The organism is Marinomonas sp. A3A (genome assembly GCF_018336955.1).
GTDB classification, from domain to species: Bacteria; Pseudomonadota; Gammaproteobacteria; order Pseudomonadales; family Marinomonadaceae; genus Marinomonas; species Marinomonas lutimaris.
The window spans coordinates 3,716,121-3,739,196 of the sequence record NZ_CP025532.1 but is presented as its reverse complement, the minus strand read 5'-3'; the positions used below and the strand labels follow the sequence as shown (position 1 = coordinate 3,739,196).

The 23,076-nt window shown below is 43.0% G+C and carries 18 protein-coding genes and 2 pseudogenes; 13 read left to right on the top strand and 7 right to left on the bottom strand.

Annotation, left to right across the window (positions count from 1 at the left end):
- Positions 1-163: 163 nt before the first annotated feature.
- Positions 164-673 (top strand): type 3 dihydrofolate reductase, encoded by a 510-nt coding sequence (gene folA / locus CYL31_RS17555; protein ID WP_114413264.1) that lies wholly within the window; start codon positions 164-166, stop codon positions 671-673.
- A 6-nt stretch (positions 674-679) separates the two neighbouring features.
- Positions 680-1,102: a secondary thiamine-phosphate synthase enzyme YjbQ gene (locus tag CYL31_RS17550; RefSeq protein ID WP_212916436.1), complete on the top strand. Its 423-nt coding sequence runs from the start codon at positions 680-682 to the stop codon at positions 1,100-1,102.
- Between the two features lie 76 nt (positions 1,103-1,178).
- Here CYL31_RS17550 and CYL31_RS17545 read toward each other — a convergent pair whose 3' ends face one another.
- The 3 genes from CYL31_RS17545 to ilvD form a co-directional block, all read right to left on the bottom strand.
- Entirely contained in the window at positions 1,179-2,402 is a 1,224-nt protein-coding gene (locus CYL31_RS17545) for a sensor domain-containing diguanylate cyclase (RefSeq protein ID WP_212916435.1), read from the bottom strand.
- A gap of 22 nt (positions 2,403-2,424) precedes the next feature.
- Positions 2,425-3,267, bottom strand: coding sequence for a 23S rRNA (adenine(2030)-N(6))-methyltransferase RlmJ (locus tag CYL31_RS17540; RefSeq protein WP_212916434.1), 843 nt, complete (start codon positions 3,265-3,267; stop codon positions 2,425-2,427).
- A gap of 94 nt (positions 3,268-3,361) precedes the next feature.
- Complete coding sequence (gene ilvD / locus CYL31_RS17535) at positions 3,362-5,206, bottom strand: dihydroxy-acid dehydratase (RefSeq protein WP_212916433.1); 1,845 nt, start codon at positions 5,204-5,206, stop codon at positions 3,362-3,364.
- Positions 5,207-5,367: 161 nt separating this feature from the next.
- Here ilvD and CYL31_RS17530 point away from each other — a divergent pair, with 161 nt between their 5' ends.
- The gene (locus CYL31_RS17530; RefSeq protein WP_212916432.1) at positions 5,368-6,588 is read left to right on the top strand and encodes an EAL and HDOD domain-containing protein; all 1,221 of its coding nucleotides are present in this window, start codon (positions 5,368-5,370) and stop codon (positions 6,586-6,588) included.
- Between the two features lie 566 nt (positions 6,589-7,154).
- Here the strand turns inward: CYL31_RS17530 and fdxA are convergent.
- Together fdxA and mutS are read right to left on the bottom strand one after the other, a co-directional pair.
- Positions 7,155-7,478, bottom strand: coding sequence for a ferredoxin FdxA (gene fdxA / locus CYL31_RS17525; RefSeq protein ID WP_012071401.1), 324 nt, complete (start codon positions 7,476-7,478; stop codon positions 7,155-7,157).
- Positions 7,479-7,639: 161 nt separating this feature from the next.
- Positions 7,640-10,291, bottom strand: a complete 2,652-nt coding sequence (gene mutS / locus CYL31_RS17520; protein WP_212916431.1) for a DNA mismatch repair protein MutS — start codon at positions 10,289-10,291, stop codon at positions 7,640-7,642.
- A 78-nt stretch (positions 10,292-10,369) separates the two neighbouring features.
- Here mutS and CYL31_RS17515 point away from each other — a divergent pair, with 78 nt between their 5' ends.
- The 3 genes from CYL31_RS17515 to CYL31_RS17505 all read left to right on the top strand — a co-directional run bounded on the left by CYL31_RS17515 (position 10,370) and on the right by CYL31_RS17505 (position 13,806).
- Positions 10,370-10,870: a CinA family protein gene (locus CYL31_RS17515; protein WP_212916430.1), complete on the top strand. Its 501-nt coding sequence runs from the start codon at positions 10,370-10,372 to the stop codon at positions 10,868-10,870.
- A gap of 104 nt (positions 10,871-10,974) precedes the next feature.
- Positions 10,975-12,051, top strand: a complete 1,077-nt coding sequence (gene recA / locus CYL31_RS17510) for a recombinase RecA (RefSeq protein WP_212916429.1) — start codon at positions 10,975-10,977, stop codon at positions 12,049-12,051.
- A 162-nt stretch (positions 12,052-12,213) separates the two neighbouring features.
- The gene (locus tag CYL31_RS17505) at positions 12,214-13,806 is read left to right on the top strand and encodes a coiled-coil domain-containing protein (RefSeq protein ID WP_212916428.1); all 1,593 of its coding nucleotides are present in this window, start codon (positions 12,214-12,216) and stop codon (positions 13,804-13,806) included.
- Positions 13,807-13,869: 63 nt separating this feature from the next.
- On the opposite strand, the gene CYL31_RS17500 is transcribed toward CYL31_RS17505, so the two are convergent.
- Together CYL31_RS17500 and CYL31_RS17495 are read right to left on the bottom strand one after the other, a co-directional pair.
- On the bottom strand, positions 13,870-15,459 hold the full coding sequence (locus tag CYL31_RS17500; RefSeq protein WP_212916427.1) for a methyl-accepting chemotaxis protein: 1,590 nt from the start codon (positions 15,457-15,459) through the stop codon (positions 13,870-13,872).
- Positions 15,460-15,573: 114 nt separating this feature from the next.
- Positions 15,574-16,026, bottom strand: a complete 453-nt coding sequence (locus CYL31_RS17495; RefSeq protein ID WP_212916426.1) for an Lrp/AsnC family transcriptional regulator — start codon at positions 16,024-16,026, stop codon at positions 15,574-15,576.
- Positions 16,027-16,649: 623 nt separating this feature from the next.
- On the opposite strand from CYL31_RS17495, the pseudogene cynS reads away from it, so the two are divergent.
- The 7 genes and pseudogenes from cynS to CYL31_RS17460 all read left to right on the top strand — a co-directional run bounded on the left by cynS (position 16,650) and on the right by CYL31_RS17460 (position 23,054).
- Positions 16,650-17,090, top strand: a pseudogene (cynS, locus tag CYL31_RS17490) (cyanase).
- A 76-nt stretch (positions 17,091-17,166) separates the two neighbouring features.
- Complete coding sequence (locus CYL31_RS17485; RefSeq protein ID WP_212916425.1) at positions 17,167-17,979, top strand: formate/nitrite transporter family protein; 813 nt, start codon at positions 17,167-17,169, stop codon at positions 17,977-17,979.
- A 78-nt stretch (positions 17,980-18,057) separates the two neighbouring features.
- Positions 18,058-19,767, top strand: coding sequence for a bifunctional protein-serine/threonine kinase/phosphatase (locus tag CYL31_RS17480; protein WP_212916424.1), 1,710 nt, complete (start codon positions 18,058-18,060; stop codon positions 19,765-19,767).
- Positions 19,768-19,907: 140 nt separating this feature from the next.
- Positions 19,908-20,096 (top strand): annotated as a pseudogene (locus tag CYL31_RS17475) (VOC family protein); the annotation flags it as partial.
- A 119-nt stretch (positions 20,097-20,215) separates the two neighbouring features.
- The gene (locus tag CYL31_RS17470) at positions 20,216-20,536 is read left to right on the top strand and encodes a putative quinol monooxygenase (protein ID WP_212916422.1); all 321 of its coding nucleotides are present in this window, start codon (positions 20,216-20,218) and stop codon (positions 20,534-20,536) included.
- Between the two features lie 60 nt (positions 20,537-20,596).
- Entirely contained in the window at positions 20,597-21,994 is a 1,398-nt protein-coding gene (locus tag CYL31_RS17465; RefSeq protein WP_212916421.1) for a putative bifunctional diguanylate cyclase/phosphodiesterase, read from the top strand.
- 61 nt (positions 21,995-22,055) lie between these two features.
- On the top strand, positions 22,056-23,054 hold the full coding sequence (locus tag CYL31_RS17460) for an asparaginase (RefSeq protein WP_212916420.1): 999 nt from the start codon (positions 22,056-22,058) through the stop codon (positions 23,052-23,054).
- Positions 23,055-23,076: the final 22 nt, after the last annotated feature.

Here is a 23,076-nt window from a genome sequence, read left to right as displayed (position 1 = left end):
AAAAAATGCCTTGTCTGTTTTTCCTGATGACGTTTGCTAGTGCAGGTTAGGAAATGCAATCTGGATCGTCATGGGTATAATAAATGCCATTGATTATATCAGAAGCCTTTGCTCTTGGATTGTCGGAGCAAAGAAGAGCCAAGATTTTTAAGCAGGTTATTGTATGTTGTCACTTATTGTCGCTATGTCTACCAATCGAACCATCGGAATTAATAACTCCTTGCCTTGGCATTTGCCAAATGATCTTAAATACTTCAAGCAAGCGACGATGGGCAAACCCATTGTTATGGGACGTAAAACCTTTGAATCGATTGGCAAGCCATTGCCAGGTCGTCGCAATATTGTTATCAGTCGTGACCCAGCTTATCAAGCAGAAGGAATCGACGTGGTGACGACATTGGAAGATGCCATTTCCCTTGGCGAAGATATTTGCTTGGTCAATGGCCAAGAAGAGGTCATGGTTATCGGCGGCGCGCAAATTTACCAACTTGCCCTTGAGCGCGCAGATCGTTTGTACGTTACTCACGTTGATGCAGAAGTAAAAGGCGATGCGTTTTTTCCAGAAGTAGATTGGCCATCGTTTACCCTAATAGGTGAAGAAGCGTTCGCCGCTGAAGGACCAAATCCTTACGACTACCGTTTTTCTGTTTACCAAAGAACCAGCGCAGAGTAATTCATTATGTGGCAGCAAGTTGAGGTTCAATTACCAGCGATGCGTCGAGGCTTTCATTTGATTACCGATCAGGTAGAAGAGGCTTTGTCTAAATTATCGCCTGTGTCGATAGGATTGTTGCATGTTCAATTGCTTCATACTTCGGCGTCTTTGACGATCAACGAGAATGCCGATCCTTCGGTCCGCCGAGATATGGAGCGTCATTTTTCTCACATGGTGCCAGAAGATCAGCCTTATTATGAGCACATTTACGAAGGCCGCGACGACATGCCTGCGCACATTAAGGCTAGCATGTTGGGCTCATCCCTGACGATTCCTATTCGGGATAAGAGGTTGTGCTTAGGGATTTGGCAAGGCATTTATTTAGGTGAACACCGTGATCATGGTGGTGCGAGACGGATTGTTTTAACTTTGCAAGGCGACTCTTAGCTAGCAGCTCTTTCAGTGGATGAACTAAAAACGCCGCATTTTTTAATGCGGCGTTTTTATTTTTGAAAGCTTAAACCTAGTTAACGACGATTTGTTTGCACGAAGCTTGCCCGTCTTCAACCGCTTGGTTTGCGCTAAGTGCTAGTTCTTCTATCGTTTCACCATCTTCTGGAAAGGCTGCGATACCAATGCAGAAATCCATAGGATCTGAATTGCCTTCAAACAAAGCTGAGCTTTCACTTTCTGTCGGGTTGATGATGTGTTTTAGCAGATTTTTCGCATCTTTTACGCTGGTGTTAGGTAGCAATAACAGCAGTTTATCAGGCTCTACTCGTGCTAATACATCGGCCTCGCGTATCTTTTTATAGATATAGCGAGCGGAAGTTTGAATGGCTATATTACGTGCTTCCATTGGGAGCTTGCTTAGGCGATCATTAGCATCAAGGTTGATTTTCGCCATGGTTAAAGGCGTATATTGACGTTTCGCTAAGCCTAGTTGCTTTTTAAAGTGCGTCAGCGCCGCGCCACGAGTCAATAGCCCTGTTAGTTCATCAAAGGTAGCTTGGTTACGTAGATGTTCTTCTAATGCTTTCTGGTGGCTAATATCTACCATGAAGCCTATGATCTTCTTGATGCTACCATCTGGTCCTTTGGTATAGCTTCTGCCGCGCTCTTTTACCCACAGGTAACGCTGATCACCAGTCAAGATTCGATATTCTACTTCATAATAATCTTGATTTAGCGCGACATGTTCATTGACTATGGTGGCCAATTTTTTTACATCATCAGGATGAACGAGTGCGTGCCATTCAGTGGTTGAGCGTGGTGTTTTATCAAGTGGATAATTCAATAGTGTCGCAATGGATTTTGAGCAAGATACTAAATCAGACTCAGTTTCCCATATCCACAATCCCGCAGAAGATTCAGTCAGTGCGAATTTGAGTAGGGTGTTTTCGGCAGCAGAAAGATCCATATGATCAGTATTGTAAACACAGGCCAAAACCGTTTCGCCAAGATGACGCATCTCAAGCTGCATATTGATGAGCTTGTCGCCGACACGAATCAAGCTTTCACAGCGCTCAATACTGCCGTTTTTAACCTTATTGTTGAGTGTCTGCCAATCTTCTGAAGAGACGGCGTCCTCGCAAAGGGATTCCCATGTGTTGGAAGGTGTCGCATTAAAATTTTCAAATAAAATTTCAAAGTTGCGATTGTATGATATTAGCTTGCCTGTGCTGCTTTCTAGAATAAAAGCGGGCGTTGGCATGTACTTAAACGCGAGTTCGAAAGGCGTGTTCATGACGCGCTCCTCTATAATATAGCTATTCAGGGGTAATCCAAGTCACTTGGTAACCCGCTTCATTATCTTCTGCTAGCAACTTGCTGAGCACTGGCAAAAATTCCTTGGCTTCTTTTTCTAGAGTCCAAGGTGGATTGACGATAATCATACCGCTTCCTGCCATACCGCGCTCTTCTTCTGTGTTTCTAATGCACAACTCAAGCAAAAGCACATTACGAATATTGGTTGTCTTCACCGATTTTAAGAGATCGTCAGCTTGTCTGCGGTTTAATACCGGATACCAAATGGCGTAAGTACCTTGAGGGAAGCGTTTGTAACCATCTTCTAATGCTTGAACCACATATTGGTAATCTTTTTTCACCTCATAAGGCGGATCCATTAAGACGAATCCACGCTTTTGCGGTGGTGGCAACATGGCTTTTACTGCAGCAAAACCATTGTCTTTGACGACATTGGCTTTACGCTTATTTGGAAAAAGCGCCGCTAAAATTGGGTAATCGTTTGGGTGCAGCTCACATAAGTGTAGTTTGTCTTTTTGACGAACGTAATAATCGACAATCTTAGGGCTGCCTGGGTAAAACTCTAAGGTATCTGTTGGGTTCATCTCGCGGACGATGTCTAATAGATTTTCCAATGGTTCAGGAAGGTTATCTTCGGTTAGCAGTCGTGCAATACCTGAGTGAAATTCTTTGTTCTTTTGCGCCTGCTCAGAGTTTAGCGAATATTGACCAATGCCAGCGTGTGTATCCAAATAGAAAAAGGGCGCGTCTTTTTTTATAAAATGGCGACATATTTGACTGACCGTCAAATGTTTTAAAATATCAGCGTGGTTGCCTGCATGATAAATATGGCGATAGCTGAGCATTGTTTTTCCTGTGGTAAGATATTAGGTTGTGAATGAAAAAGGCCGCAACGCCTGTATTTGGCAAAGCGGCCTTTTGCGTATTACTTTTTAGATACTAGTCGATTTGACTAATATCACGTACCGCTCCTTTGTCCGCACTAGTCGCAAAGTGTGCATACACTTTTAGTGCAGGAGAAACTTTACGTGGGCGGACTTCAACTGGTTTCCACGCGCTCGCGCCTTTAGCATTCATGGCGTCGCGACGGTTTTGTAGCTCTTCATCGCTAAGCAAAACATTGATCGTACGGTTTGGAATATCGATCAAAATACGGTCACCATTTTCAACTAGGCCGATTGCGCCGCCAGCAGCCGCTTCAGGAGAAACGTGGCCGATAGACAGGCCAGATGTACCACCAGAGAAACGACCGTCAGTTAATAGTGCGCAGGCTTTTCCTAACCCTTTAGACTTAATGTAAGACGTTGGGTAAAGCATTTCTTGCATGCCTGGTCCACCTTTAGGACCTTCGTAGCGAACGATAACAATGTCACCAGCTTCCACTTTATCATCGAGAATGTTCTTAACCGCTTCGTCTTGAGATTCCGTTACGTGAGCACGGCCTTCAAACACAAGAATTGATTCGTCTACACCGGCACTTTTTACAACACAACCATCAAGAGCGATGTTGCCATAAAGTACGGCTAAGCCACCTTCGAGGGAAAAAGCGTTTTCGATAGAGCGAATGCAGCCTTCTGCACGATCACCATCTAGAGAAGGCCAGCGAGTAGATTGGCTGAACGCGGTTTGCGTTGGAATGCCAGCAGGTCCTGCTTTATAAAACTCTATGACCTCAGGAGTCGGTGAACGCATAATATCCCATGTCTCTAATGCTTCGAGCATGGTTTTTGAATGCACAGTGTTACATTGGTTATGCAAAATCCCTGCGCGATCCAGCTCACCTAGCAAGGCAAAAATACCACCGGCACGGTGTACGTCTTCAACGTGGTATTTCGGTGAGTTTGGCGCTACTTTGCATAGTTGAGGCACTTTACGAGACAAGCGATCAATGTCTTGCATGGTGAAATCAACACCTGCTTCATTGGCAATTGCCAATAAGTGCAAGATAGTGTTGGTTGAGCCGCCCATGGCGATGTCTAAAGTCATGGCATTTTCAAAGGCTTCGAAGCTTGCAATAGCGCGTGGTGCCCAGTTTGCTTCATCGTTTTCGTAGAAACGTTTAGTGATGTCTACGATGCGACGACCAGCATCTAAAAACAAACGGCGACGATCTGAATGGGTCGCTAATGTTGTGCCGTTGCCCGGCAAGCTTAGACCAAGTGCTTCGGTTAAGCAGTTCATTGAGTTCGCGGTAAACATGCCAGAACAAGAACCACAGGTTGGGCACGCTGAGCGTTCGTATTCGGCAACTTTTTCATCTGTTGCCGTAGGGTCGGCAGCGATAACCATGGCATCGACTAGGTCAAGTTTGTTCTCGGACAGTTTGGTTTTGCCCGCCTCCATTGGACCGCCAGATACAAAAATTACCGGAATGTTTAGGCGCATAGCGGCCATTAGCATCCCAGGTGTGATTTTGTCACAGTTAGAAATACAAACCATGGCATCGGCGCAATGGGCATTAACCATATATTCAACAGAATCTGCGATCAGATCACGAGATGGAAGGCTGTAAAGCATGCCGTCATGACCCATGGCGATACCGTCGTCGACAGCGATAGTGTTAAATTCTTTCGCTACACCACCTGCGGCTTCAATTTCACGAGCGACCAGTTGGCCCATGTCTTTAAGATGTACATGACCTGGTACAAATTGAGTGAAAGAGTTGACCACTGCTATGATTGGCTTTTGAAAATCATCGTCTGTCATTCCTGTTGCACGCCATAGAGCGCGAGCTCCGGCCATATTACGGCCTGAGGTGGTTGTCTTGGAACGGTATATTGGCATTATTTTCCCCACAGATTTTTGCTTTATTGTGCTTTATGTAGTTGTCCACATTTAATGAGTCCATGTTACCAAGATTATTGCCTATGCCCAATGGCAATTTTTAGGCAATATTGAGACACTGTACAAATCAATACTAATACTTTTATTGAAATGGAAACGATATGGCCGAAAATGTACTATCAGCCCACTCTAATGTCGCATTGGCAAGACAGCCAATTGTAGATAGTCGCCTTGCTGTAATGGGGTATGAACTTCTTTATCGCAAAAATACTTTTGCGGCGCAGGCTGATGTCATTGATGAGGTTGGCGCAACGGCTCAGGTTATTGCTGCTAGTCTTTTTGAGCTTGGTATGGAAAACCTTGTGGGGACAAGTAAGGCGTTTATTAATTTTCCTCGGGCTTATCTATTAAGCCACAGTGGTATGCCTATCAATAAAGAAAATATCGTGGTTGAAGTGTTGGAAGGTTCGGGCTTTGATGCCATTTTATTGTCGTCTTTACGTCGCTGGGTAAAAGATGGTTGCTCCATCGCATTAGACGATTTTGTGTTTGATAGTAAGTTAACACCTTTTATTGAACTAGCTGACTACATTAAATTAGATGTTCAGGCTTTAGGTCGAGATAATTTCCATCAGCAAGTTGAGGCACTAAGGGGCTTTAGTATTAAAATTATTGCTGAGAAAGTTGAGACGTGGGAAGACTATCAATTTTGCCGTTTGCTAGGCGTTGAATATTTTCAGGGCTACTTTTTTGAAAAGCCTGAGCTGGTATCTAGCAAAGCGTCTAAAGTGAACAGCATGACACTATTGCGCTTGATGTCATCGCTTTTAAATACTTCTACTTTAAGTGTCGACGATCTAGAGCGAATCGTTAGTCAAGATGCGGGGCTGGTTCATAAGTTACTGCGTTATTTGAATTCTCCAGTGACAGGGCTTGTTGCTTCTGTTGATTCTGTGCGTTTGGCTATTATGCTGATCGGTGTGGAGAAATTAAAATCGCTAACAAATTTGCTATTAATGTCTGAGATGGTAGGTGATAGACATGTTTTGCTCGAGCAAATCATGGTGCGTGCAAAACATGCTGAGTTGTTTGCCCAAAACCGAGGTTATAACAATCAGGATAAATATTTCTTAGCGGGAATGTTATCGATGATTGATGTTTGCACAGGTATGCAATTAGACGAAGTACTTGGTGAGCTGCCTTTGCCTAGCGAGTTTATCAACGCCATTGTGCACCGATCTGGAAGAGTGGGTAATGCGCTTGATCTGGTTGAGCACTATGGTAACGGTTATACCATCAAGAATCCTCAAGACTTAGAAGATTTGAAACAGACCTATTTAGACGCGATCAAGTGGACTGACGAGTTTCTTGTTGCTATATGACTCTGTATGGTTGAATGAATAATCAAGGTTTGTAGTCCTTTTCTTACATGCCTGTAGGCGTTTCCCGTTTGTTACGTGGCTAAATGTCATATCTCTCTGTAGTTTTTGTTTATCTTATTGATTTTTAAGTAAATATTTTTATCTTATCGTTTTTTTGAAAAGTTGATATATTTTTTCAAGCTGGTAAATTGAGTCTTATCCAAACGGAATTCATGGATGAAAAGCGCATGAAGTGCTTATTGATATACCATAGATGGTGTTGAGGATTGAGCTTGGATGTTCAAGAACAATGGATTGTTCAAAGGAATAACGTGGTTTGATGGATTGCACCATGCGATAAGGATAGTTTGGATGCTTCATGATGAAGCGAACAGTGATGTTTTAACTCATCGGAAGAGTTGCTTGACAGGATGTTAGCAAAAAGCAGGGTTGCCAATAGGCGCCCTTTTTTTTGTCTAAAATTTATCATACGTCGATTTTCATCGGTATGAAAGTTAAGCATAAAAAAAGCGACTCGAGAGTCGCTTTTTTACATTCTTGGCTTTGAAATTTGCTACACAGTTAAATTAGCGCTCTAAATGCTCTAATTTATCTTCAACACCATCCCACTGAGCGGCATCAGGGAGTGCGTCTTTTTTCTCTGCAATGTTTGGCCAGATCAAAGATAAGTCTCTGTTCAATTCTACGAACACTTCTTGGTCTTCAGGCAATTCATCTTCAGAAAAGATGGCATTGGCTGGACATTCAGGTTCACACAATGCGCAGTCGATACACTCGTCAGGATTGATGGCTAAAAAGTTAGGGCCTTCGTAGAAGCAGTCCACAGGACAAACTTCAACACAGTCAGTGTATTTGCAGCGAATGCAGTTATCGGTAACGATGAAAGCCATTCGACTTCTCCTTACAAGGTATAAAAATGATTGCGCACTATTTTAGAGGTATAGGCCATTTGGCGGCAAGTAACAATCGTAAAAAGTCTACATTTATCTGCTATTAGCTTATATCGACAGCAGCTTATATCGAGACCTTTTGTAAAGGTCTCGATAACGTATTACAGCTGAGATTTTAGTTTGTAAAGGGCGCTAATGGCTTCTAACGGCGTCATATTATCTAAATCTAGCTCTTCAAGGGCATTTTTCAAGGCATTTTGTTCTGCTTGAGCAAACATATCCACTTGTTGGGGCTGATAGCCATTCTTGCTTTCTTTGGCCAAGTGCTGCTTGGCGTTAACTTTAGTTGAGCTTGAATGTGTCTTGGTTTCTATGGGCTTTGTATCGAGATCAATGCCAGTAACCACTTCTAGCTCTTTAAGCTTTTGCTTGGCGTGCCCAATAACATCACGAGGAACGCCAGCTAGTTGTGCAACTTGCAAACCATATGATTGACTTGCTGGGCCTTCATGCACCTTATGTAAGAAGACGATTTCATCTTCGTACTCTGTTGCTGTTAAGTGAACGTTGGCCGCGTTTTCTAATTGGTCAGCTAATGTAGTAAGTTCAAAATAATGCGTTGCGAACAACACGTAGCATTTTAACTTATTGGCTAAATAGTCGACTGCAGCCCAAGCCAATGATAAACCATCAAATGTACTGGTGCCGCGTCCGACTTCATCCATCAAGACCAAGCTGTTTTTGCTGGCGTTATTGAGGATGTTTGCCGTTTCTGTCATTTCCACCATGAAGGTTGAACGACCGCCAGCAAGATCGTCAGATGAGCCCATGCGCGTAAAGATTCGATCGACCACTGAAATAGACGCCGATTCAGCTGGCACAAAACAACCTGTATGCGCTAACAATGTGATGAGAGCGATTTGGCGCATGTAAGTCGATTTACCGCCCATGTTAGGGCCAGTAATCATCAGTAGTGAGCGTTTGTCATTCAGATCAAGATCGTTTGGCACGAAAGGTTCTGAAATAACTGATTCCACCACAGGATGGCGTCCACCGATGATTTGAATACCACCTCGATTGTGTAATTCAGGGCAGGTAAAGCTAAGCACGTTAGCTCTTTCTGCAAAGTTGTTTAGTACATCGAGTTGCGCCAAGGCTTGGCTGGTGGTTTGTAGCTCACCTAAAATTTCATTAAGTTGCTCTAGAAGTGCTTCGTAAAGCTCTTTTTCTCTAGCAAGAGATTTGGATTTAGCACTCAGTGCTTTGTCCTCAAAAGCTTTTAATTCTGGCGTGATAAAACGTTCGGCATTTTTTAGCGTCTGGCGACGAATGTATTCCACCGGTGCCTGATCGGAATGCAGACGACTAATTTCGATGTAATAACCATGAACTCGGTTAAAGCCGACTTTTAATGAGCTGATGCCGGTACGAGCTTTTTCGCTGCGTTCCATTTCGGCAAGAAAGTCTGTGGCGTTGGTGGATAATGCCAGAAGTTCATCTAATTCTTCGTCGTAGCCTTTGGCAAAAATACCGCCGTCACGAACAACCGACGGAGGGTTTTCGACAAGGGCTTTTGCCAACGTATCTGTGACAGTGGGTTGCGCCAGAATGCGCTGATTGAGCTCTTGTAAGCGTTCAGATGTTGCGTTTGCCAGTAAATTGTTTATTTCTGGTGCAGCTTCAAGGGCAAATCGCAGACGCAATAAATCTCTCGGACGGGCAGAGCGTAAGGCGACTCGTGACAATATGCGTTCTAAATCGCCGACTTTTTTAAGCGGCGTTTCAAAAACATCATAAGTTTGGTTTTGTTGTAACTCCGCGACGACTTGTTGGCGAGCCTGAATTTCGTTCAAATCACGAATTGGCGTGTGTAACCAGCGTTTTAACAAGCGGCTGCCCATTGGTGTAGAGCATTTATCGAGAACTTCTACGACTGTATTGCTGGTACCGCCAGTAAGGTTGATATCGATTTCTAAGTTGCGTCTAGTCGCGCCATCAATCAGAACCGAATCGTCTTTATGCTCTACCATGATGGATTGAATGTGCGGTAAAGCAGAGCGTTGAGTATCTTTAGCGTATTGAAGTAAAGCACCTGCAGACGCAATAGCGGCTGTCATGGCCTCACAACCAAAACCAGACAAATCTTTGGTGTTGAATTGCTGAATCAATTGGCGGTAACTGGATTCATAATCGAAGTGCCAAGGGCCAAGTTCAGAGATGCCTTTTTCCAGCTTCAGTGTCTTTCGTGCAGGGAAATCTTCAGAGATCAAAATTTCTCTCGGTGACAAACGCTGTAATTCACTAGAAAGCGCTTCGTGACCATCTACTTCAAATAAGCAAAAACGGCCACTGGCCATATCTAAATAAGAGAAACCAAAAATATCGAGCCCTTTGCGGGATTGATGAGCAAGTGAAAGCAGAAGGTTTTCGCGTTTCTCTTCCAGGAATGCTTCATCACTAATGGTACCTGGCGTTACGATGCGAGCGATTTGGCGTTCAACTGGACCTTTGCTGGTGGCTGGATCGCCCGTCTGCTCAGCCACAACAACGGACTCGCCCATACGAACTAAGCGCGCAATGTAGTTTTCCGCAGCGTGATAGGGAATACCAGCCATAGGAATCGGCATGCCACCAGAATGACCGCGAGCCGTGAGTGTAATATCAAGCAACTGGGAAGCGCGTTTGGCGTCATCGTAGAAAAGCTCGTAAAAATCTCCCATGCGATAAAATAGCAGCTGGTTTGGGTGCTGAGACTTAAGGCCGAAGTATTGGCGCATCATCGGTGTATGATTATCTGCTGGTGTTTTGCTCATTCGGGAAGCTCGATTGTGATCCAAAAAATAGACGGGTATTCTACGGGATATTTTCCTAGGATTTAAGGGATAATGATAATGAATCAAATGCAAAAAATGACACAAGCTGCGCAACAAGCCAGCGAACTCTTACAAGCAAGAGGGTTTTTACTCGTCACCGCGGAGTCTTGCTCTGGTGGGTTGATTGGTGCGGTATGCACGGAAATAGCTGGCAGCTCGTCGTGGTTTTTTGGTGGTGTGATCAGCTATGCCAATGAAGCTAAGATACGCGGTTTGTCGGTAAAAGAAGAAACCCTGTCATCTTTTGGCGCTGTGTCTGAGCAAACAGTGAAAGAGATGTGTGCTGGCGCCTTACAATTAGGCGGTGACATTTCTGTTGCTGTTAGTGGTGTGGCAGGTCCTGGGGGCGGCTCGCCAGAAAAGCCTGTAGGCTGTGTTTATATTGGCTGGCAATTACGCGGACAAGAAGCCAAAGTTGAGCGTTTTCAGTTTTCTGGGGATCGTCAAGCGGTAAGAGAAGCGACTGTTTTAGCTGCTCTTCATGGTGTGGAAGAGATGCTTGAAAGCGGTGAAAAATAATACTGTTTTTATATACAGTATTTCTTGAGATTACCTAAAAAAAACGATAGAGTTACCAACAACGACAATTAGTCACAACGAAAAGTAGCCACAAGGATTTCATAATGTCATCTATTGCAGACAACAAGAAAAAGGCGCTGGATGCAGCGCTGTCTCAAATCGAGCGTCAATTTGGTAAAGGCGCCATCATGAAGATGGGCGAAGGTGCCAAGCTTGATATTGATACGGTTTCTACTGGATCGTTAGGTCTGGATATTGCGCTAGGTGCGGGTGGTCTTCCTTATGGTCGTATTTGTGAAATCTACGGACCAGAGTCCTCAGGTAAAACAACATTAACACTGAGTGTTATTGCAGAAGCTCAGAAGCAAGGTAAAACGTGTGCCTTTATTGATGCTGAACACGCTCTCGACCCTTCTTACGCAGAAAAGCTTGGTGTAAATATCGCCGATCTTTTGATCTCTCAGCCAGATACGGGTGAGCAAGCGCTTGAAATCGTCGATATGCTAGTACGTTCAAACAGCGTTGACGTTATCATTGTTGACTCGGTAGCAGCTTTGGTTCCTAAGTCTGAAATTGAAGGCGAAATGGGTAGTTCTTCTGTTGGTGTTCAAGCGCGTTTGCTTTCTCAAGCAATGCGTAAATTGACCGGTTCTATCAAGAACGCCAACTGCCTTGTTATCTTCATCAACCAAATTCGTATGAAAATTGGTGTGATGTTCGGCTCTCCAGAAACGACTACGGGTGGTAACGCACTTAAGTTCTACTCTTCTGTTCGTTTGGATATTCGTCGCATAGGCTCAGTGAAGCAGGGCGATGAAGTGATTGGTAATGAAACCCGCGTTAAAGTAGTGAAAAACAAAATTGCGCCGCCATTTAAACAAGCTGAATTCCAAATCATGTATGGTGCTGGTATTTACCGCATGGGCGAAGTCATCGACCTAGGTGTTAAGCAAGGCTTTGTTGATAAAGCGGGCGCTTGGTACGCTTACAATGGCAATAAAATTGGTCAGGGTAAAGCGAACGCAGCTCAATTTTTAGCTGATAACCCTGAGATGGCGAAAGAAATTGAAGCTAAGATCCGTGAAGATTTATTGCCTAAAACAGTTAAGGCAGACGCCAAACCTAACGGCAAAGAAACCGACGTTGAAGCAGACGAAGAAGCAGAACAACTAGACTTCTAAATTCTTCTAGCAAACATAATACTTTTTAAAAGCAGGTCTTGTACCTGCTTTTTTTGTTTTTGTAGAGAGTGCGTTAAAAAATGTAGGTTTGATGGTTTCTTACGGCATATCCTTCTATGATTATTTATTTTAAGACTTTGCATTAAATAGGACTGTCACACTATGTTGATTTGGCAATGGGGACTTATTGCATCAAGTGTACTTTTGCTTGTGGTGTTTATATTTGTTTTGTTGAGATACTTTTCTCTGAAGAGAAAAGTATCAGAGGCGAATGTTGCTGATGAGTCAGAATTTACGAGTCTTAATAATAGCAATAGCCAGCAAGATGCATCAAAAAGTGAAAAAAGGCAGTGGTTGGCTTTGCTTGAACAGCAGCGAAATATCTGCGCTCAATTGCTTGTTGAGTTGCCGAAGTCTGACTTTCAGGGGCGGGCAGCTTTGTCGTGCTGGGCCATTTTTTTAGATGTTGAAATACATATCATTGAGCACTCTGTACCTAACGCGAAAGTACTAGAGTTGTTAGAAGCATTTAAAAGTCTTTTGGATAAGGTGGATCGAGCACAGGAAATTGATGCGCTATTGAAGTCGTTGAAAGTGAATCAGTCTTTATTGAGAGAGTTAAATAAAGTGATTCAGAAGGCGGGTGAAAAAGTATTTGCCCAAGTGAACATTACATCTGAGTTAAATCTACAGCTCGAAAAGCTTCATAAACAATTAGATAAAGAAGCAGAGCTTGATGAATCGCTTGCCATACTTCGAGCAGAGATGGCGAGCATGTACGAGTTTGCGGAACGCTTAAAGTTGCATCTCGCGGAAGTGAAGGAAGAAGGTGATAACGCTCTTTATGTCGATGCCTTAGAGGCGTTTTTAAATGGCGCAGATCAGTCTGACTTCTTACATTCTGTTCGGTCAGAGTTGGATGATAAAGTATCTGATCTCAAACAGTTAGCGGCCTACCAGAAAACAATTATAGCCGACTTGAAAGAGCAAGTGCGCAAAGTGAAAATAGATCATGAAGGTGATGGGAAGCATATTGGTGTCTATGATATTTCAATTGCGCGACTTGAAAAGACACTATTAGAAAGCAGTCGAGTGATTAAGCGTTTAGAAGGCAAGCTTGAAAGTTTACAGGCTATTAGATACAACCTTAATATTGACGTGATTAAGCGTGATGAGGCCCTTAAACGAAAAAAAGCGTTACTTGAAGAACAAGGTGAAGGTTTTGCGCAGGGCATTGATATATATGGGGTTATGGACGAAGAGCGTAACACCATGAAAAATATGGAAGACTTGCTTCATCAGGATTCGTTTACCGAAGAATCTGATGCTTTTGCCAATGAGCAAGCTTCAAAGTTAAGCTCTTTGCGTTTAATGGTCAATGAGTCTGAGTTGTATGTAGAAATGCTTGAGCGGGATTTAGATAAAGCGAGAGATTTACGTGAAAATCTTGAGCATAAATTGCTTCATCCCGAAGCGATTAAAGCGGCGGTAATAGGTGAGGACGAAGAAGATCTTTTAGTCATTCAAGATCAAGAGGAAATTGAAAACCTTCGAGAAATTAATGAAGAGCTAGAAGAAGAACGAAAACGTCTAGAAGCAGAATTATTTGACGGACAAGATCAATCTAAAGAGTTTGATCGATTACAGAAAAAAATTGCCGAGCTAGATGAAAAAATAGAATCCGTCCAAAAAAGCTATGTTGAAATGGAAGAGCGTTATCTGACGGCGCTTATGGCAAAAGAGGAGAACTTATAAGTTCTCCTCTGAGCTTACCTCAACGAATTTAATAAAATTCGTTGAGGCGTTTTCACATTGATACTAGATACGGAAACGATCGACTAATTTACTTAGCTGTTGCACATCGTTAATTAAACGGTTTTTAATGTCGACGGTTTTTTGCGTGTATTCCACGTTTGAAGAAGCCGTATTTGTGACATCATTGACTTGTTCTGCTATCTCGCCAGCTTGCTGGTTTTGCTCCTGAATAGAGGCTGATATTTGTTGATTGGTGTGACTCAATGTATTGATCGATGCAATAATCGCCGTGAACATTTCGATGCTTTCTTTTGCTTGTGTTGATACATCTTCGGTCAATTTCTGGGAAGAGCGCATAACCTGTGCCGCATCAGCAGAGCCTTTCTGGATGCGTTCTACAACGGTTTCGATCTCTAACGTAGATTCGTGTGTTCTATTTGCCAAACTACGCACTTCATCTGCGACGACAGCAAACCCTCGACCTGTTTCCCCCGCACGGGCGGCCTCAATGGCAGCGTTCAGTGCCAATAGGTTAGTTTGTTCGGCAATACCTCGAATAACATCCAGAACATTACCGATGTTTTGACCGTCGGTTTCTAAGGTAGAAACAACAGACGAAGCTTTGTCCATTTCATTAACGACGTTGTGAAGGGATTTAAGTGTCTGCGATAGATTGGTTTGGCCTTGTGTTGAGCTGGTATTGGCTGCAATTGCCATGTCGCCACACTTGCTGGCATCAGCAGATACTTCGCTTAAAGAGCTTGTCATAGCGTTGACGGAATTGGATATTTCGTTGGTGCCCTGCTGTTGATGTTTGGATAAACGATCAACTTGTTGCAGTGCGTCATCAATTTGTGCGGCAAAACCTTGAGTGGTAGACACAGTGCTAGCAACTTGTTTGATTACGGAATGGACAAGTTCGATAAATCCATTGAGGTGTTTTGCTACTTCGGCCATTTCGTCTTTTCCTGAGCTGTCGAGACGAGTCGTTAAATTGCCATCGGCACTGTTTAAACCTTCTAAAACGGTAATCATTTGACGAAGAGGGCGAATAATCAGACGATTTGCGGCAAAGGCTATAAAGGCAGATATTACAAGGACGATTACTAAACCAAGATAGTTATTCAGCTCAACCTTATGAATAACACTTTCTAAATTTGCTGCACTTTTTTCGACTTGGCTATCGCCTTCTTCTTCTAAAACTTCAATAAATCCCAATAACGTTTCGACATGTTGGTCGAACTCGGCAACGGCACTCATTGAGATCTCTTTGTTGTCAGAAAGAATTTTTCCTTTTAAGGTTTCTAGCTTTGCTAAATAATTGTCTAAAGTAGTTAATGCTTGGGTTTCCATTAGTCCAGATGCTTTCATCCTACCTAGAGCTTCTAAGGTGAATTTATTTGTTTCTATAATTTTATTTCTAGCATCTGCTAATGACAGTTCATTATTGATGAAAGCATCAAGGGTGATTATTTGTGATTGTATTCCAATGGTTCCTTCCATAGCGCCATCCGCTGCATCCCATGCATTGCCTGTAATGTAGATAATTTCGGAGTTTAACTTGCTGATCGATAGCATGCCTAAAATAGCGTTACCTAGAACTATGATTACGAATAAAAATATGCCTAGGTAAATTTTGACTTTTATCGTCATTAGTTTTCTCCAAAATAAGGACTTAATGTTTTTTAACTCTAGTATATAAATTTATTTATTTGATATTTTTATGCAGATTTATTTTCTGTCGTTTTGAGATTAAAAATTAAAAAACTAAAATGACAATGGCGCGTTATCTTTAACTTCTTTCATTACGAAAAAAGTACGCAGTTGTCTTACGCTTGGTAAAGCCAGTAACTGATCACTGTGCAGTTTATTGAAGTCGGCCATGTCCTTGACTCGCACCTTGAGGAAATAATCAAAATCTCCCGCTACTAAGTGGCAATCTAAAATAAAAGGTAGATTAGCAATAGCACTCTCAAAGGTCGCAAAACTTTCTTGTGTCGACCTGTCCAACACCACCCCCACCAAAACTAAAGCACTGCGTTCTACCTTGTCGGGGGCAATGACTGCTCGTACTTCGCTAATATAACCGTCTTTAAAAAGTTGATGCGTTCTGCGGTGGCAAGTGGCAGGACTCACGTTAACCTGCTCTGCTAAATCCGCATTGGTTAGACGACCATCTTGCTGCAATAAGCGCAGGATTTTTTTATCAATCTTGTCCATGAAAGTTGCCTTACTATTTTTAAAATCATTGATTAAGTGAAAGACTCTTATGGAAAATATCAAAATAGTGCAATAAGAGGAATGATTTTTGGCTTATTTCAAAATATCTAACCAAGTAAATCTTTTGTGTTTAGTCTTGGTGCAGAGGGTGTGTATAAAAAGGGCATTATAGTAAAATTGGTAGCCGCTTTATTGTGCATTTTAAAGGCATTTGATCTTGTTAAATGGTTATGAATTTATTCTATGTGTTGATTTTAAAGGATAAAATTCTAAGCGTTTTTGGGGATTCTTTTGTTTGGCATTATCTTTGCTAAATAATATGTTCGTGTAGGTATTTCCTGCAGGAATTTTATAAGTGGCCAATGTCGGTCAACTTAGTCAATGGCATCGTCGCCCGCTACTAATCCTTTTGGTAGCACTCGGTCAGGCTCCTTTAGAAAGGAAGTTACTGATTAGGGAGGCGTGTCTCTATATTCTCTCTTTTCTTCTTCCTTCTCAAAAAGCCATTTGATTTTTTCAATGCTGATCGTGTTATTGGCAAAACGTGTTTGCTTATTTATCAGACATAGATTTACGGGGGCATTTGTTGATTTTTATCTTGGTCTAATTTTTAGGAGTAAAAAATGAAAAAGATTGATGTAACGGAAGCTATTTTTGCCATTAAGAAAGAGAAAAACCTAACTTGGGAAGCCATTGCTGATGCAGTAGGTATGACAGACGTTTGGATAACATCCGCATGTTTGGGTATGAATAGCTGTACTGCTTAAGTCGCTGAAAAGCTGGTAGTGTTTTTGGGTTTACCTGCAGAAGCAAAATCCATCCTTATGGAATACCCAACCAAAACCTGGGATCAAGCAATTCCACAAGATCCGCTTATCTATCGATTGTACGAAGTAGTCGGCGTTTACGGTCCAACATTAAAAGAAGTGATTCAGGAAAAATTTGGTGACGGCATCATGAGCGCGATTGATTTTTCAATGAAGGTAGATAAGGAAGAAAACCCCAAAGGTGATCGCGTGATTTTGACATTGAACGGAAAGTTTTTACCTTATAAATCATGGTGATAGAGAATTCTTGATTTAGGGAGTGTTGATTTAGAGCGTTTTGTTTTTTGCAATTTAAAGATAAGAGGGCGTGAAAATGGCTTACATAGAACCAAGTGAATTTGTCACCAAAATGGTCGACGCAGGCGAGCAAAAAGTTTACATGTCGACCAAAGATACCATTATTCGTGCGTTTATGGCGGGGGCGATTCTGGGGTTAGCGGCAATCTTTGCGATCACAGTAGCGACTAAAACGGGCAGTCCATTGATCGGAGCAATCCTATTTCCTGTTGGCTTTATCATGTTGTACTTGATGAAGTTTGATCTACTGACTGGCGTGTTTACTTTAGTGCCTTTAGCTTTACTGGATAAGCGTCCGGGTGTGACTCCAGCGCAAGTGCTGCGTAACTGGGGGTTGGTGTTTATAGGCAACTTTGGTGGAGCATTAACTACAGCGTTCATGATGTCGTTTATTCTAACTTACGGTTACTCGACGGACGGCGGCGAGTTGGCTGCAAAAGTAAGCGCTATCGGTGAATCGCGTACCTTGGGTTATCAATCTCATGGTGCGGGCGGTTGGTTTACCATCTTTATTCGCGGTATGTTGTGCAACTGGATGGTGTCTATGGGCGTTGTTGGCGCGATGATTTCCACTTCTGCGGGAGCCAAAATGGCCGCCATGTGGATGCCGGTGATGCTGTTCTTCTTCATGGGGTTTGAGCACTCTATCGTTAATATGTTCTTGTTCCCATTCTCTATGATCATGGGTGGTGATTTCACCTTCATGGATTATTTGATCTGGAACGAAATTCCAACGGTATTGGGTAACCTTGCAGGCGGTTTGTTATTGGTCGGTTTACCACTTTACCTTACCCATGTGAAAACATCTGCATCACGTAAACTCGCATAACGCTCGTTTTGCTAAACAAAGCTCTCAACTCTGCAAGTATTGGTGCTTGCGGAGTTTTGCTTTATTTAAGGGGGTAGGATGAAGGCACTCTGCATCAGCATCGGCAGCGCGACCAACAAGGGTAAAAAAGACATCAATCAAGATTTCTTGGGTTGTCAGATACCACCAGAACCGCTGTTAACGACCAGAGGTGTCTCGCTTGCTATCGCCGATGGCATCAGTTCGAGTCAAGTGAGCCAAGCTGCCAGTGAATTTGCCATTACGCGATTTTTCGAAGATTTTTACCACACCTCTGATGCGTGGTCGGTGAAGACATCGGGTGAGAAGGTCATTAAATCCATCAATGCTGCTCTATATTCTCAAACACAAAACGGCCCAAGCCGATTCGACAAAGACAAAGGCTATGTGTGTACCTTTACCGCTATTGTACTTTGCGCCAATGCGGTTCACATCTTTCATTTAGGCGACAGTCGAGCCTATCGATTAGTCGATGGAAAACTCGAGCAATTGACGCAAGATCATCGTCGCACAGTATCCGTCAGCGAGAGCTATTTGACTCGTGCCTTAGGCATAGAGCCGATTATAGAGCTGGATTATCAAACTGTACCGATGAACAAAGACGACGTCTTTGTGATGGCAACCGATGGCGTGTATGAATTCGTCACGGCTGAGCAAATGATTACCTGTATTGCCGAGTCTGAGAGTTTGGATCAGGCCGCAGAACACCTTATTGCGCTGGCATTGGAAAACGGCAGTGACGATAACCTTAGTATTCAAATCGCCCGAGTAGAGGAAGTGCCAAGTTATCAGCTGGAAGATGTTCAGCAGGGCGTCAGCCTATTGCCTTTGCCACCGCCATTAAGAGAAAGAATGACGTTTGATGGTTACGAGATACTTCGTTCTGTCTACGTGAGTAGTCGCAGTCATGTGTTTTTGGCCCGTGATATGGACAGCAATGAGCTGGTGGTGATTAAAACGCCGTCAGCAGAATTAAGCGGTGATGGGGCGTATCTAGAAAGCTTTATGCTGGAAGACTGGATTGCAAAACGGCTCAATAATCCTCATGTGGTCAAAGCCATGGAATCGCCAAGACAACGGCATTTTCTCTATCTGGCGACGGAATACATAGAAGGCCAATCTCTTGCTCAGTGGATGATAGATAACCCTAAACCAACACTAGAACAAACCCGAGACATCATTTCGCAAATCGCCAATGGACTACAGGCTTTCCATCGTAAAAGCATGATTCATCAAGACATTCGTCCGGCGAACATCATGATCGATAAACACAATACGGTGAAAATCATCGACTTTGGTTCCACCTACATCGCTGGCGTGAGCAACACCAAAGGCGAAGAAGTCCTACGGGGCACCATGCGCTATTCCGCACCAGAATACTTTCTTGGTCACGCGGGGTCAGAACGTTCCGATATTTACGCGCTTGGTGTTATTGCTTATCAAATGTTATCCGGCAATCAATTCCCTTACAGCCCCAAAATAGCCCAAGCCAGAAGCATTGCAGCTCAACAACGTTTAACTTATCGCAGTGTTATTACCGAAGCCTCTGAACTGCCAGTTTGGATCGATGACGCATTGCACAAAGCATTAAACATAAATCCACTAAAACGTTACGAAGAAGTCTCTGAATTTGTTTACGACCTTCATCATCCGAATCAAACCTTTCTAGATCGAACTCGACCGCCATTAATGCAACGTAACCCTGTTATGTTTTGGCAAGGGGTGTCTTTTGCTTTGTTTCTCGCGATCTTATTCTTGCTGGTCAAATGACGTTGTTATTTTTTTGCTCACCTAGGTCGTCTAATTTTTTTAAATACTAAATTTCGTTTTCGATGCGATTTCATTGGCGTTATAGTATTTCTACTATTGAGACGAGTATTAAACCTATGAAGCAAGACATAGTGCATATTTTAAACACCGACGACTTCTGGCGAGATTATAAACACATGGTCGTAGCAGGCATTCACTTTGCTCGACCACCCGCCGAACAGGAATACGACACAGTTGCTGTATTCGAAGACCTATACGGTAACTTGTGGGACTTGTTGCAACTCAAAGACAATCATTCAATTTCTAGACGATTGAAAGCTTTGGTTTGATAAATCTTTTGCGTTCGCGGATAAAACAGACTGTATTATCAGTTATGAGCGCAGCTTTTTTAGACCTGTGTTTGGTTAAAGCAAAATTATAAAAATATTATTAACCCGAGGAGAAACGGATGTTTATTGCTGTTTATGAATTTGAAATTAAAGAAGGCACGGAAGCTTCTTTTCGTAATGCATGGCTTGACGTCACAAAAGCGATTTATAAAAACTGTGGCAGTTATGGTTCAAGACTTCACACGTCAGATAAACCCAATATTTTGGTGGGTTATGCCCAATGGCCAAGTCGAGAGCAGTGGGAAAAGATCAGTGACCTTACTGATGAGGGTTACCAGCGTGCACGTAATGAAATGCGCAGTTGCTTAGTTCAATCCAAAACAGTTTACGAACTGGAAGTCTGTGATGATTACCTGCAAACCTCTGTAGCATCGGAGTGATATCCGAGGTTTTATAAATGGTTAGCTTTCAATTTTTATTTAATTTAGAAGGATCTTTAGTTGAGACGCCTATGCAGTAAACTCTTTCGTCTCACGAAAGACGACATCTCTAAATGGACACCTATTGGCCGCCATAATAAACGAGTGAAGAGCCTCATCTTTTTTGGCGGTTATGCGACACTTTTTTGTAGTGTTATCTGGGGATTATATTATTTGAGTCGAGGAAACTGGCCACATTTTGTTATCAATCTGATTTCAGTCATTACCGGAGTCACAATACTTGTGCTGGCTTATGGCAACCATCTGCGCAGTGCCGCAATTATTATGTGTCATGCTCTGTTGTTTACGGTAGTTCTCGCTTCTTTGAGTGATATTCCTATGAATGGTATTCCTCGCTCTGTTCATATGAACTTGCTACCAGTCGTCGCAGCTACCTTTCTTATTTTCCATCGAGAAGGGATTTATCTACGTTTGCTTCTACCGATTATTGGTCTGGTTTTTTTTCTTGCTTTGGCGCTTAACGTGATGCCAATTCCCTCGTCAGATTTGGCAGCTCCTATAGAGGGGCGTTTAGTTGGCGTGTGGATAAACCATATCACTGGAATAGTTGGTGTCAGCATTGTTCTCGCAATGATGCAGGCGAATATGAATGCACGTAGTGCTTTGGAAAGCGATATGCGCCAAGCGATTGCACGTGGCGAATACCATTTTCACTATCAACCACAGATTGATGAATTTGGTAGTATTTTTGGCGTAGAGGCGCTTTTGCGCTGGCGCCATCCTACTCGGGGCAGTATCTCTCCAATGGAGTTTATTCCACTCGCTGAGGAAACTGGGCTAATTATTCCCATTGGCGAATGGGGGTTGCGTATGGCTTGTACTCAGCTAGCAGAATGGGCTAAGTCACCACAGACCTCTCACCTTATTATCGCGGTTAATGTCAGTGCCACGCAATTTCGTCAGCCAGATTTCGTTCAGGAAGTGAAGAGTATTTTATTGTTGAGTGGTGCCGCGCCTTCTAAGTTGAAGTTGGAATTGACTGAAACTGCATTGGCTGATGATATCGACGTTGTGGTGAAAAAAATGCATGCTTTGAAAGACATAGGCGTCACTTGGTCACTAGATGACTTTGGGACAGGCTATTCTTCGCTAAGTTTACTCAAGCGCTTACCTTTGGATCAGCTGAAGATTGATAAGTCCTTTGTTAGCGATTTGTTATCTGATAAACGCAGCCTGGCCATTATTACTACGCTTATTGATCTAAGCCAAAATTTGAACTTAGCGGTGATTGCCGAAGGGGTTGAAGACGAGAAACAGCTAATGGCGCTGAAATCAATAGGCTGTTTGTCCTATCAGGGATATTTGTTTAGTCGCCCTCTGCCGATATCAGAACTAAACAATTTGATTATTGGCAACAATGTAACAGGCCACATTAGTCGCCATCCCGAGTCGGTGTAAGTACTCATTTAATAGTCACTATTTAATATTCACTTCCATTTTTAGTTAAAGGAACAATCATATGCAGCATGCTCCTCTTTCCGTGCAAGTGACACGCGGTGGTATTGTTGAAAGCGAACACAGTATTAAGGCGGTTATTGTTTCAAGTAGTGGCGAAGTGGTTGAATCTTGGGGCGATGTAGATACATTGGTTTATCCTCGCAGCGCGATAAAAGCCATGCAAGTATTGGCCTTTATCGAGATGGGCGGTGCTGAGCGCTTTGCTTTTAGTGATGAGGAAATTGCTATCTGCTGTGCGTCTCATAGTGGCGAGCCAGAGCATGTGGCAACAGTACAGAGCATGTTAGATAAGTTGGCATCGTCTGAGTCCGACTTTGAGTGTGGCTGTCATTGGCCATCTCGTGCTGAGGCTAGCTACGCGTTAGCGGGAGAAGGAAAAAAGCCGAATCAATTACACAATAATTGCTCAGGTAAACATGCTGGAATGTTGGGGTTAGCGAAATTGCTCGGTGTTCCATCACAGGGTTACATAGGTATTGATCACCCCGTACAACAGAAAATTGCCGATACCATGGCAGAAATGTGCGAGTACGATTACAGTACAGCACCTTGGTCGCCAGATGGTTGCTCTGCGCCAACATGGGCGATGCCACTGACCAATCTTGCTTTAGCGTTTGCTAAGTTTGCGAGTCCTGAAAACTTATCGGAAGAGCGCCAAAAGGCCTGTAAAACCTTATATGATGCTGTAGTGAAACATCCTTTTATGGTGGCGGGAACCGATCGTTATTGCACCGATATGATGACGATATTGCAAAAACGTGTGTTCCTTAAAGTTGGTGCAGAAGGTGTTTATATCGCTGCGATTCCTGAGCTAAAACTCGCCATAGCGCTGAAATGTGAAGATGGCGCGGTTCGAGCGGCGGAGTCCGTAATGACGGCATTATTGGATCATGTTGGCATTACATCTTTCGTTGCGGATGACGTCATGCAGAAATATCGTTCCGTTACTTTGAAAAATTGGGAAAAGCGTATAACGGGCCAGATAGTTTGCCGAATTTAATAATTGAATAAGGCTTGGTATT

Bases quoted from the DNA above. Each gene is read 5' to 3' on its own strand.
- folA (WP_114413264.1), top strand. From the start codon at position 164: ATGTTGTCACTTATTGTCGCTATGTCTACCAATCGAACCATCGGAATT.
- CYL31_RS17550 (WP_212916436.1), top strand. From the start codon at position 680: ATGTGGCAGCAAGTTGAGGTTCAATTACCAGCGATGCGTCGAGGCTTT.
- CYL31_RS17545 (WP_212916435.1), bottom strand. From the start codon at position 2,402: ATGAACACGCCTTTCGAACTCGCGTTTAAGTACATGCCAACGCCCGCT.
- CYL31_RS17540 (WP_212916434.1), bottom strand. From the start codon at position 3,267: ATGCTCAGCTATCGCCATATTTATCATGCAGGCAACCACGCTGATATT.
- ilvD (WP_212916433.1), bottom strand. From the start codon at position 5,206: ATGCCAATATACCGTTCCAAGACAACCACCTCAGGCCGTAATATGGCC.
- CYL31_RS17530 (WP_212916432.1), top strand. From the start codon at position 5,368: ATGGCCGAAAATGTACTATCAGCCCACTCTAATGTCGCATTGGCAAGA.
- fdxA (WP_012071401.1), bottom strand. From the start codon at position 7,478: ATGGCTTTCATCGTTACCGATAACTGCATTCGCTGCAAATACACTGAC.
- mutS (WP_212916431.1), bottom strand. From the start codon at position 10,291: ATGAGCAAAACACCAGCAGATAATCATACACCGATGATGCGCCAATAC.
- CYL31_RS17515 (WP_212916430.1), top strand. From the start codon at position 10,370: ATGAATCAAATGCAAAAAATGACACAAGCTGCGCAACAAGCCAGCGAA.
- recA (WP_212916429.1), top strand. From the start codon at position 10,975: ATGTCATCTATTGCAGACAACAAGAAAAAGGCGCTGGATGCAGCGCTG.
- CYL31_RS17505 (WP_212916428.1), top strand. From the start codon at position 12,214: ATGTTGATTTGGCAATGGGGACTTATTGCATCAAGTGTACTTTTGCTT.
- CYL31_RS17500 (WP_212916427.1), bottom strand. From the start codon at position 15,459: ATGACGATAAAAGTCAAAATTTACCTAGGCATATTTTTATTCGTAATC.
- CYL31_RS17495 (WP_212916426.1), bottom strand. From the start codon at position 16,026: ATGGACAAGATTGATAAAAAAATCCTGCGCTTATTGCAGCAAGATGGT.
- CYL31_RS17485 (WP_212916425.1), top strand. From the start codon at position 17,167: ATGGCTTACATAGAACCAAGTGAATTTGTCACCAAAATGGTCGACGCA.
- CYL31_RS17480 (WP_212916424.1), top strand. From the start codon at position 18,058: ATGAAGGCACTCTGCATCAGCATCGGCAGCGCGACCAACAAGGGTAAA.
- CYL31_RS17470 (WP_212916422.1), top strand. From the start codon at position 20,216: ATGTTTATTGCTGTTTATGAATTTGAAATTAAAGAAGGCACGGAAGCT.
- CYL31_RS17460 (WP_212916420.1), top strand. From the start codon at position 22,056: ATGCAGCATGCTCCTCTTTCCGTGCAAGTGACACGCGGTGGTATTGTT.